We start from the raw sequence: 11,226 nt of genomic DNA, 5'->3' as shown, positions 1-11,226 counted from the left end.
GACCGCCACCGGCGCCCTAGTCCACACGCTACAAGGCCACACGGGCCGAGTACAGCGTTGCGCGTTTTCCCCGGACGGCACGCTGATCGTTTCAGCCGGTGGTGAGGATGAGACAGTGCGGGTATGGGAGCCTGCGGCAGGCGTTCTCGTCCGCACGCTGTACGGCCATACCGGCGGGGTTATTGGTTGTGCATTTTCTCCAGACGGAAGACTCATCGTCTCTACCGGTAATGATGGGACGGTACGGCTATGGGAAACCGTGACCGGCACTGCCGTCCGCACACTGTACGGGCACATCGACTACTCGTCTGCCTGCGCCTTCTCCCCGGACGGACGCCTGATTATCTCCACTGGCGTTGATGGGACAGTGCGCCTGTGGGAAACCAGCAGTGGCCACGAGGTTGGCGTCTTGCGAGGCCATTCCAGCCTAGTATCTGGCTGCATGTTCTCCTCCGATGGCACTTTGATAGTCTCCGCCAGTGCCGATCGAACAATCCGCGTGTGGGAAGCAGCCACGAGCAGGTGCCTATGTGCAATTCGCGTCGCCGATCCGCTCATACAATGCGCCTGGCATCCAGATAGTACGCATATATGCGCATCAGGCCAAAATGGCCTATATTTGTTTACATATATACCGAAAAGGAAAGCCTCTTCAGATGTCGATGGTTTTTTAAAACAAAATTAGGAGATAGGGGTTCGGCGATCTTTGATCGCCGGAGTCTTCAGTTGGTGTTCTGTACGCTTTCGCCGGGCCTCGAGCTTGAATCGATGTCTGATGTGTCGGGTTCGGGACCGGTCGTCTCGCGTCCGGCCGTGGGTGCGTTCTGCTGGAAGACGTGAGCGAACGGAAGCCGTATCCCAGCGATCTGTCCGACGAGGTGTGGGAGCTGATCCGCCCGGTCCAACCGTTCGCGGATTCGAGCACCAGACGATCTTCATTGGGTCACGGAGTGTCGACGAGTTCGAACATCATACCTGCCGATAAAGAACCGCTCGAGCATGTGAGTGATAGCTCAACAATCCCCGCAGTGGTGGCCATGCGACGGATTCATCATATGTGTCATGCGGGAGCGCCCATGATGGTTTCATAAGCAACGTGGGCGAGGGTGCTCTGGGTCTGATCGGCGAGGCCGATGCGGTTCCAGTGGAAGATGATGTGCTGGGAGAGGATGTCGCGTAGGCCGCGTTTCAGCGTTCCGGTGTGTGCCTCGGTGGCCAGCGCGTCGCCGGTTTCGGTGAAGGCGGTCAGCCAGGGGCGGGCAAACGCCAGCGGCCCACCCGGGGCTACCAGCGGGGATGCGGGGTGTGTGTCGAGGGTCATCAACCGGCGAAGATCTTCCTGCATGCTGTGGAGCTGGTCGGGGGATATGGAGCTGGGGAGATGGCGCATGCGTGTGATGCGGTGCCAGACGTCGCCTTGTTCGTGCCAATCCTGGCCGGCCGCACGCAGGAGGGCGCTGCACAGAAGTACCGAAATCTCGCGTCTTCCGAGCATACGGGCTGGCGGCTCCGTTGCTTTCTCGCGGGCGATGTATTCGAGGAAGGCGCGGCTGTCCGCGTGAAAGATCCGGTGGGCGGTGCGCATGGCTGTCGGGCCGCCGAAGGCACAGGTCTCAGCCTCGTAGATGCCCGGCCGCCAGCCAACGATCAATTGCCTGGATGTGAGGCCGTCGAGGGCGCGGCTGAAAATTTTTTGAGTATATGCGGGCGATGCTTTTCCGGCATGGAGGCGGAGTCGCCAACAGGGAAATTTTCGGATGTACCACCACGATGAGATGAGCCCGTCGGTCTCTGCTTGGCGCAGCGTCGGCAGCAAGTGCTCCTTTGCGACATCTTCGGCGGTCTTGTGGTCGGTGAACTCGATGAGGATCTGATGCCAGCGTGCGGAGCCGATCTGTGCTTCGAGGGCCATTCGGCCGGCCTGTTGGTAGAGGCTGGCTGCTTCGGCGAGGTCGGCGGCGTCCATGCCTGCTCGGCTGGCGGCCGTGGCGGTGGGGGTGCCGGCGAGAACGGCGAGGACTGCCTCTTCCACTTCCTTCGCTGTGATGTTGGTGCGATACACCGTGGTCCTTCTCTCCTCCCACGGGGACGGTTTATGCGAGCAGCAGGCATGCGTCCCAGCCGGAAAGGGGCGGGGTATTGTGCGCGGCGGTGTGAACGGCCAAGGCGAGGCCGGCGTGTCCTTCGAGGAGGCCGGGCCCGTCGTCCGGTCCAGGTCGGGCGTGGTGAAGGAGGATGTCGGTCGGATCCGGGCGGAAGAGCGCGCCGGTGGTTGTCGCCGAGTCGGTGGCGGTGCGCCAGACGGTCTGGAACAGGCCGGCCCAGCCGTGGCAGAGGCTGGTATCGGTGATGTGGGCGAGCTGCTCGGGGTCGGACAGGCAGCCGACGAGGGCCTGTTCGGCCATAACCTGACGGACCGTGTCGCCGGTGGCGAGGGCTGCGAGATGCTGGGCACGAGCGAGGCCGGGGGTGCCGTAGCACCAGGAAGGGCGCAGAGGCCCCGGTTGGCTGGCCCGTCCGGTGGGCAGGTTGTCGCGACTGATCCACTGGGGCCACCAGGGGCCGGTGTCGCCGTCCTGGCGCCAGATGTCGAGCCAGGCGCAGATACGTTCGATGGCGTCGAGGTGCTGGTCGACGGTGATGCCGCGGCGCCAGGCCAGCGCGAGCAGGGCCAGCGGCCCGCAGATGCCGTGGGCCATGCCGAAGTTGCCGTGGCCGCCAGGGTAGTCGGCGGAGGTCGTGAAGTTGGGGTCGTGTCCGGTCCACCAGCCGGGCAGGGTCTCGCCGTCGATGCGCAGCGGTTCGGTGAGGCGTACCAGGTAGGACAGGAGCCGTTCCAGCACGTCGTCGCCGGGGGCGTTCCGGAGCAGGTGGGCGCCGATGCCCGACAGGCCGGAGATGACGTCGAACTCGGCGAGGCCGGGGAGTTCTCTCCGGTCGATGCGCGCGTGGGCGGTGTCGATCCGGCGGTGGGTGAGGGCGGTGACAGCGCGGTCCAGGCGAGCGCGGGCGGATGTGTAGCGGCCGAACTGGTCGGTGTCGGCGGTGTGGAGGGCAAAGGCGACCGCGGGCGCTCCGGCGTAGAGGCTGGCGTTGTCGGCGGCGCTGATCTCGCCAGCGGTGGCTGCCTGGAGCCAGGCGTGGGCGGTCGCCCAGGTATCGAGACCGGCGTGGGCGCGTTCGATGTGCAGCAGAGCGATCCCGGTCGCGCCGTCGGCCAGGGACTGGGCGTGCCGCCGCTGGTCGGGGGACGCCGGTGGAGGGACGGTGATTCTACGGGCAAGGTCGTCGGCGGCCTGTCGTGCCGTGACGGCCAGGGGTTGGTGGGTGGGTCTCATCGGGTGCCTTGGGTGGTGGTCGCCGTCCAGCGCAGGGCGGTGGCGCGGGCGAGCGCGCGTCCGAGCTGTTCGCGGTTGGAGTCGATGCCAAGCATGCGGACGTGGTGCATGTGCAGGAGGGAGGACAGCACCGACAGGGGGTCTCGCTGCGCGGTAAGTCGCTCCCGGTAGGTGGCCAGCGCGGCGCGGCGCTGCTGCCAGGCGTGGCGAATATGGTCCGCGCTGGGGAGGGCACGCAGCGCAGCCCAGTCGTCGCGGGGATCCGCCAGCCGGATCGTGGCGTCGCGCAGGGTGCGGTCGGCGGCGGGGGTGGGCTCGTGAGCGAGGTCGTCGATCAGCCAGCGCATACCGGCTGCGGGGGTGCCGACGAACGAGGCGGTCAGGTCGACGAGGCCTGCGACGGTGATCGCGTCGAGGGGGGTTGCGGTGCGGGCCGCGATCCGTAGCTGGCTGAGGGCGGCGGCGGAATCGGCTGCGAAGACGGCTTCCGCGGCGGTCATGGCGTCGCCGTGGCCGTAGCGGCCGGTTTCGGGATGGTAGGTGTCGAGCTGGACCCGGCCGAGCAGTCCCGCGGCCCGCAGAGAGGAGGCCCAGGCTCCGAGGTGATGTGCCGCCGCGCCGTAGCTGGTCGGGCCGTCCAGCCGGAGCCGTAGGCGCAGGTGAGGTTCCGGATCATGATAGGGGACGAACCACCAGGCGGGCGGGCTGTCCCACTGAGCGATCAGGTCTGGGATGCGGTGGAGGATGTCGGTGGTCCGGTCCGGGTGGCTGTAGAGCTTGGCGTAGAGCCAGGGCGACGCTCCCGGAAGATGTCCATGGTCACGCGCGACGGGCTGAACGTGAGCCGGCCGGACCAGTTGCCCCCGCTTCCGCCCCGCGGCCGGTGGTGCGGTGCCGGGGGCGGCGGCGAGAGGGACGACGATCTCATGGGCGTGGCCGTCCAACCAACCGTAGGCGGCCTGGGGCGGCGCCTCGTCGAGACGGGCGTGTCCGTGCCGGTCGAGGTGCGCGCGCAGGAGGGCCAGATGCGCGTTCCGCGCGAGGTCCAGGGGCAGGCGGTTGTCGGCTTCGACGAGGTGGACGAGGTCGGGCAGGCGGATCTGCCCGCGCAGGGCCCCGAGAGCCTCGTGCCACTGCGGCCAGGGGGCATGCCGCTTCGGCAGGTCGTCCGCGGACACGGTCCACCGGGCGGGCGCGAGGATGATGCGTCCGTAGCGCAGGCGGGGCAGGAACGGCAGCGAGCTGGCCGCGCCCCAGGAGAACGGCATGTAGACCGCTGCCCGTGCGGCGGAGATCTCGCAGAGGAACCGCAGGAGCGGGTGGCTGTGGTAGCGGAACTCCACGGCGTTGAGCACGGTCGACTCGATCAGCCGCCGCCCGGCCTGGGAGATCAGGTACAGGCCGTCGGTGTCTCCCCCAACCGCCAGGTCGTCCAGCGCCACCGTGTCGCCGTCGGGTTCGCGGTATTCGGCGACGGAGATGATCGTGGGCAGCATGCGCGGCGCGCGGGCCAGCGTCTCCGACTCCGCCTGCAACGGCGGGCAGGACATCTGGGCGGGCAGGGCTCCTGCCCGCCCAGTGGGCAGGAGCCCGTAGGCATCGCGGAAACGGCGCCGGCTGGCCGGGTCGAGTAGGTCGAGGAACCGGCCTGTGGTCGCCCCAGCGGCGCGCGCGGCCCCTGTCACCAGCAGCTCGAAGTCCCCTCGTTGGAGCGCGGACCGGCTCGTGGCATGGACCTGCACGAAGACCTCCACATGGGGTGGGACCTGCCGCGCCGCGGAGCCCCCCGCAAGGATGTCGATCTCCCGGCCGTCCAGGGTCACCTCGATGGCGCCGCGCACCGCTGCCGTCTGCGCGAGCCGGAGGAGACGTTCGTCGCGGCCGGACAGCGCGGGATGGGTCGCTGTACGAACTGATCCCCGGTAGGTGGCGGGCAGTCCGAGGCCGGTGTCCGGGTTGACCAGCTCCAGCAGCGGAACAATGGCGCCGGTGCCATATCGTTCGAGGAAGGCCCCGTGGAAGTCTTCCCACATCGGCAGCCCGGTCGGGAACGGCGTCAGCTGGGTCAGGGCCGTCGCGGCAGCCGCTGCTTCTCGTGCCACGGCCGTGGGTAGCATGATGTCGGCGTCCAGGCGCAGGTCCACGGTGAGGGGCTGACCAGTCGGGGTGCTGAGGTGCTCTATCTGTTCGGCCAGCCGGCGGCGCTGGTGCCGGCGGTCGGTCGGGGATGTCGTGTGGTTGTGGCGGGCGATGCCGTCGCGGAGAGCGCGCAGCTCGCGCACGCGGGCGGCGACCTGCGGAATGGTGCCGGCACCGACGGCATTCAGCAGGGTCACGACATGCTCCAGGGGGTCGGTGACGGTCATCGCCGGCCGCAGCCCGGTGCGCAGAAACCCGAGCCTGACCAGGTCCGCCACCGTCGTCTCGATGACGGTCGGTGATGTCCCTGGTGAGTCGGCGATCAGCTTCTCGATCAGCTCCTGGACGAGGATCGGTGACTGGGTATAGCGCACGACCGCCTCGACAGCTCCTGTCCGCCGCAGCGACACGTCGACCAGGACAGTCGTGTCATCGGAGCCATCACGACCGCCGGCCCGTCGCCGCAATGGCACGACGAGCCTGTCGTCCCGTTGGATGCGCGGGCTGTCCACCACCACCGGGAGACGGCGCAGGAGATCGACGTAGGTCTCCAGGTCGGTGACCAGCGCCGCCAACCAGCCGCTGCCCGGCCGCGCGACCGGCCGGTGCGCCCCGCCCCAGCGGACGACGACCCGCGGGCCGAGGGCGGCGGCCGTGGCTCCCGCGAAGAGCCCGAACGGGGTGCTTCGGCCCGTCATCCGCAGCAGATAGCGGGCTGTTGACATCACGGTCCGGCGTATCGCGCGGGAGTCACGGCAATGCCCATCGCATACCTTGCCGATCTGGTGTGCCAGCACGGGACTGGCCACCGTGATCGCGTCGGCGAAGGATTCCCTGGCCCATACCTTCCGCAGCCAGGTGCACCATTGGTACGGGGCATCAGGCCCGTCGTCGACGAGATCTGGCCACGATGGCAGATCTGTATCGACAGAATGGACGGCTGCCCGTACGAGTAACGCGTCGATACTCTGATACACCTGGCACATCCCAGAGCCGATGAAAAATCCGCGAGAACAAGGTTCAGGCTCGGCGGCAGTGACCGAAGCTACCGCTGCCAGAAGTCAGGACCTGCAACTGGTGCACGCCGACTGGCAGGTCTTGCCGCAGTTGTCGCTTGTGATGCGCAGCAGTTCGGGGATCACAGGTCCGGATTCGACGACGGTGATGTCGAGGTGAAAGTCGAGTCCGTCTTCCACGCTGTCAGTGGTGATGTCAGGAGCGGCGGCCGCGGTGCGGGGAGACATGACCGATGAACCATCCTTTCTTAGATCACACTGCCTGTACGGAATGTTGGTCGAGAGCATCCTGTTGGAGCCACGAGATGACGACGTTCGTGTGCCGCTTCGGGATGATCCGTCCCGGTGGGAGCTGATCGAATGGTGCGCTGGCGGGATAAACCGAGATCCGGGCAGGCGGTCTGCCACGGTGGTCACGGTCCCAGATGCGGACCTGTTCGCTGATGGCTTCGGCGAGTGTTCGGGCTTTCGGCCCGTGCGCGTAGGCGCCGAACTCGTAGGTATCGCTGGCCGGGTCGACCTCCCGGAATGTGAGATAGCCGAAGCCGCGGTCATCGAGGAATGTCGGTGTCCCGATCGGTGAGGCCGGGTCGACGAGCCGGCGCGCGGTCTCGGTACGTGCGCGAGCCAGCAGGCAGAAGTCCGACAGGCCGGTAGCCAGCCACAGGAACAGCTCGTCGAAGGGCTCCATGCCACCGAACCGGACCCCCGACCAGGCTTCCACCCGTGGCTCGTATAGGGCCGCGCGCAGCGCGTCGATGTCGCGGGCGGGCCGGTCGTCGTCGAACCGCAGGCCGACGTCCTCGTCGTGCAGCGGGACCAGGCGTTCCGGCCGCGCTCCCGCACCCTGAACGGCGACGAAGCCAGCCATCTGGTGTCCCAGACTCACCAGGTGAGTGCCCTCGCGCGCCAGCGACACCGATCGACTCAGGCCCCGCATCCGCAGCGGGACGATGATTCTCCCGTCCTGGGCAAGCTATTCCGTCCACGCCGGTGGAATATCCCAGACTCCGACGGTGACTATTATTCGATCATAAGGCGCGTGTTCCGCAACGCCGTTTTCGGCATCGGCGTCCACGACATTTATCCGATCGTAGTATCCGGCACTGGCCAGACACCGGCGGGCGCGGTCGGTTACGTACGGGTCGATATCCACCGTGGTGATCTCGCCCGCCGAGCCGACCAGCTCGGCCATGAGCGCGGCATTGTATCCCCCTGATCCTATTTCTAGGCATCGCATGCCGGGGCGGATATCTGCCTGTCCCAGCATCGCCGCCTGCAACCACGGGGCGGAGATCGAGCTGATCGTGATGCCGTGCTCGTCGCGCTTGGTCGGCACGATGTCGTTCGCATACGCATCCTCAAGCGGGACGTCCGGCGCGAACAGGTGGCGTGGCACGGTCCGGACAGCCGACTCGATTTCCTTCGAGACGATCGAACCGTCGGCGACGAGCTCGTCGGCGAGGCTGTTCCGCAGTTTCGCGGCACGTGAATCCAAGGCTGCGTCAGCCACCAGTTCGTCCTCAGTCTGCTCGTGGATGTTTCCGTCGGCGCCAGACACGCCACGGATCTACATATTTAGGAAACGGCGTCGGATGGTAGCGCCGGCGATGCGAGGTCGTGTGGCCATTCGTGTTCCAGGACGGAGTAGAGCAGGCTGTCGCGCCACGCCCCGTTGGTGTGGACGTGGTCACGGATACGGCCTTCGTAGGAGAAACCGGCCCGTTTGACCACGGCGACGGACGCGGCGTTGTCCGGGCCGATCGCGGCGCTGATGCGGTGCAGACCCAGTTCGTCGAAGCCGAACGTGACCAGCACCCGCACGGCGTCGGTGGCGTAGCCGCGGCCCCAATGGTCGGCGTGGACGGCGTAGCCAAGCTTGGCCGCCTTGACCCCGTCCAGGCCGAGGCGGGCGAAGCCGAGCGGCAGACCGTCCCGCTCGACCGCCAGGTAGTACTCGGTACGCGGGTCCTGCCGTGCCCGGGCCAGAATTCCATCGATCATCGTGGCGGTCTGATCCAGGGTCTTCGCGGCGAAGGAGAGATGATCGGTCACCCTCGGGTCCCCGACGACGGCGTGCGCCGCCTCCACGTCCGCCGCCGTGAAATCACGAACGGTGACCAGACTGCCGGTGAGGTGCGCAGGATGAGAAGTCACGGCAGTCACCGTGACAGAGCCGCGACCGGGGTGCGCGCGAACACCTCGATCTCCTCGCGGAGATCCTGCGCGGCGGGGTCACGGACGAGCGGCGAACGCGCGAGAGCACCATGGACCCGCTGCACGGAGTGCACGATGCCGTTGATCCGCTGGTCCGGAGTGAGATCGAGTACCGAGGACAGGGCCTCGGTGGCGCCGTCGAGCTCGCCGCGCGCGATACGGACGTGGGCAAGCCCGGCATGGCTGCCGGCCTGATCCCCGAACGCCCATTCCGGGCGGCTGGGATCGCGGTAGGCATCGACGGCGGCGGCCGAATAGGTCTCCGCGGCAGCGACCTCCTCCGGCAACCAGGACAACGCGTCCGCCGCGTAGTAGAGCTGACGGGCCCGTGAGAACGCGCACAGCCCGCCTGTCTCGTCGAGATCGTCGGTCTGCAGCCCGTCCCAGGCCCGCTCGGCGCGGTCGATGGCCACGCGGGTCTCCTCGGCGTTGCCGAGCGCGGCCCACGCCCGCCCCTCACTGGCCGGCAGCCACACCGCCACCGTCCCCTGTCCGGCCGTCAGGAACTCGGCGCCGCTCTGGGCGTAGTGCAACGAGTCGAGGTGCCGGCCAGCCCAGTACGAGATCAACGACTGCAGGCCGCGCACCCACGCGCGCAGCCCGTCGTGATCGGCGTTGTCGGCGCACAGAAACGCCGTGCGCGCATGCGTCATCGCGGCGTGCGGAGCCGACAGATCATGCGACGCCTTCGCCAACAGCCCCGCCGTGATGCCGGCGAGGAAGTACAGCTCACGTGCCTGCCGCGGGCGCTGCCGGTGCTCCAGCAGGGAGAAGACCGCCTCCTGCGCCTCGGCGAGCGGGCCGAGCAGGACGGGCAGGGGCTGCTGCGGATAGGCGACCGCCAACGCCCGCACGTCATCGTGCACCTGCTCCATCGCCTCGGCCGACAGCGCACCCTGGTGGTTCAGGGCGAACTCGCGAGCGCGGCGCGCGGCCATGACGACCATCTCCTCATGGTTCGGTCGCTCACCACCGACGGCCCCCGGCGACATCCTCTCGGGCTGTATCCGGAGGGAGACCAGGTGCCCGTCGGCTGCGAGCGCAGCGTCAATCGTATGGACGAGCGCGACCGACGGAATCTTCGCACCCGTTTCGATCTTTGAGATCAACCCCTGGTCCGCCCCAACCCGCGCGGCCAGGCGCTGCTGCGACAAGCCAGCGGCAGTGCGAAGGCGCCGTACCTCGGTGCCCAGCAACTCGTCCATGCACTCATGGTGGACCGCCCATCCCCGACCCGTCGCTAATGACACCGGCATGGACATATGTCCGGGCGGGGGTCATGCATTCCGCCGCCTCCCAACAGCCGCTGACCATCGCATCAGCACGGCCACGACACCCCGCAACCATCCCTGAGGCATCCACCCATGACCATGACCACCGATCCGCCGATTCCACTCATCGCCACCGCTGACGACAGGGCCCGAACCGGCACCGGCCAACCACTCCCGCCAGGCCACGGCAACAACCCGCAGCGGATCAGCCAGGCCACCTACGGCCGGTTCCGCACCATCGACCTGCACATCACCGAGGCCCGCCACCCACGTCGTCCCCCCTGCCAGCCGGGCGGCCGGTCCGAACAGGGGCGGAAGATGAGCTGGTCGCAGATCTGCACGGCCCTGGACGTCTGGCGGCACCTGGGCGGAACGGCCCTGACCATCCTCGGTGGGGAATCCAGCCTGCACCCCGACTTCGTCCACGCCCTGCGCTACGCCCGGGCCATCGGCTACGACGAGATCGCCACGGTCACCGACGGGCTGGCCCCGGCCGCCCGGACGCTCCGCGGTCTCGCCCCCACCGAGCTCTCCTACGTCCAGATCAGCCTGGACGGCGGCTCCCATCTGACCCACGACCAGCTCCACGGCCCCGGCGCCTTCGCCACCACGATGGCCACCGCTGCTGACCTGACCGAACGCGGCTTCGACGTCCGGTTCACCTGCACGGTCAGCCGCACCAACCGCGACGACTGCCTGAAACTCCTCGACCTCGCCGACCGCCTCGGCATCCGCCGGATCACCTACCAGGCACTCTCCCCCATCGGCCGTGGCCGGGCCGACCACGGCGCGGCACTGACCCCACGGGAATGGATCGCCTTCTACCAGCAGCTCCCCGGTGCCGCGGCCGGGCACAGCACCGACGTCCACTACCAGCCCGCCCACGCCTACCCCGACACCCTCGACGCGTTCACCGCCACGGGCTACCCCGGCTGCCGGGGCCGCACCCTCGACCGGATCTCCCTCTTCCCGGACGGCCGCTGCTACCTCTGCTCGGCCCTGGCCGGCACCGACCTGCACTACGCCACCATGACCCCCGACGGCACGATCACCCTCAACCGCGACGACAACGAGTTCGACCTGTTCACCGCCACCCTGACCCACCCAGCCTGCGGCGTCTGCACGCTCCGCCCGGCCTGCGGCGGCGGCTGCCCCGCCGAGACCGTCCTCACCGGCAGCGCCTCCTGCGCCGACGACCCGGGAATCCTCCCGGTCTGCCGGCTGTGGACCACCCCCCTCCCCACC

Annotated in this window: 8 protein-coding genes and 1 pseudogene; 2 read left to right on the top strand and 7 right to left on the bottom strand. The window is 68.1% G+C overall.

The features are described from left to right. Positions 1 to 685: WD40 repeat domain-containing protein (locus tag CV1CTNOD_RS28180; protein WP_131785687.1), on the top strand; the 685-nt coding region annotated here is incomplete at its 5' end. Positions 686 to 1,060: 375 nt separating this feature from the next. Here CV1CTNOD_RS28180 and CV1CTNOD_RS08995 read toward each other — a convergent pair. From CV1CTNOD_RS08995 to CV1CTNOD_RS08965, 7 genes and pseudogenes are all read right to left on the bottom strand, one after another. After that, positions 1,061 to 2,062 carry a thiopeptide-type bacteriocin biosynthesis protein gene (locus tag CV1CTNOD_RS08995; RefSeq protein WP_207386283.1) on the bottom strand — a complete coding sequence of 334 codons (1,002 nt, stop codon included), beginning with the start codon at positions 2,060 to 2,062 and terminating at the stop codon, positions 1,061 to 1,063. 31 nt (positions 2,063 to 2,093) lie between these two features. Beyond that, complete coding sequence (locus CV1CTNOD_RS08990) at positions 2,094 to 3,338, bottom strand: lanthionine synthetase C family protein (RefSeq protein WP_131785686.1); 1,245 nt, start codon at positions 3,336 to 3,338, stop codon at positions 2,094 to 2,096. Next, complete coding sequence (locus CV1CTNOD_RS08985) at positions 3,335 to 6,463, bottom strand: lantibiotic dehydratase (RefSeq protein ID WP_431607094.1); 3,129 nt, start codon at positions 6,461 to 6,463, stop codon at positions 3,335 to 3,337. Before CV1CTNOD_RS08985 ends, CV1CTNOD_RS08990 begins: the two co-directional genes overlap by 4 nt. Positions 6,464 to 6,538: 75 nt before the next feature. Beyond that, on the bottom strand, positions 6,539 to 6,721 hold the full coding sequence (locus CV1CTNOD_RS08980) for an FxLD family lanthipeptide (RefSeq protein WP_131785684.1): 183 nt from the start codon (positions 6,719 to 6,721) through the stop codon (positions 6,539 to 6,541). 25 nt (positions 6,722 to 6,746) lie between these two features. Beyond that, positions 6,747 to 8,006: pseudogene (gene fxlM, locus CV1CTNOD_RS27715) on the bottom strand (methyltransferase, FxLD system). Between the two features lie 65 nt (positions 8,007 to 8,071). Further along, positions 8,072 to 8,650: a GNAT family N-acetyltransferase gene (locus CV1CTNOD_RS08970; RefSeq protein WP_165485396.1), complete on the bottom strand. Its 579-nt coding sequence runs from the start codon at positions 8,648 to 8,650 to the stop codon at positions 8,072 to 8,074. A gap of 5 nt (positions 8,651 to 8,655) precedes the next feature. Next, complete coding sequence (locus CV1CTNOD_RS08965; protein ID WP_131785683.1) at positions 8,656 to 9,915, bottom strand: helix-turn-helix transcriptional regulator; 1,260 nt, start codon at positions 9,913 to 9,915, stop codon at positions 8,656 to 8,658. A 159-nt stretch (positions 9,916 to 10,074) separates the two neighbouring features. Between CV1CTNOD_RS08965 and CV1CTNOD_RS08960 the strand changes: the two genes are divergently transcribed. Continuing rightward, positions 10,075 to 11,226: radical SAM/SPASM domain-containing protein (locus CV1CTNOD_RS08960; RefSeq protein ID WP_131785682.1), on the top strand; the 1,152-nt coding region annotated here is incomplete at its 3' end.

It is taken from the genome of Protofrankia symbiont of Coriaria ruscifolia (genome assembly GCF_900634745.1).
Taxonomy (GTDB): domain Bacteria; phylum Actinomycetota; class Actinomycetes; order Frankiales; family Frankiaceae; genus Protofrankia; species Protofrankia californiensis.
The sequence above is the reverse complement of the archived record's forward strand: the minus strand, read 5'-3'. Positions and strand labels throughout refer to the sequence as shown.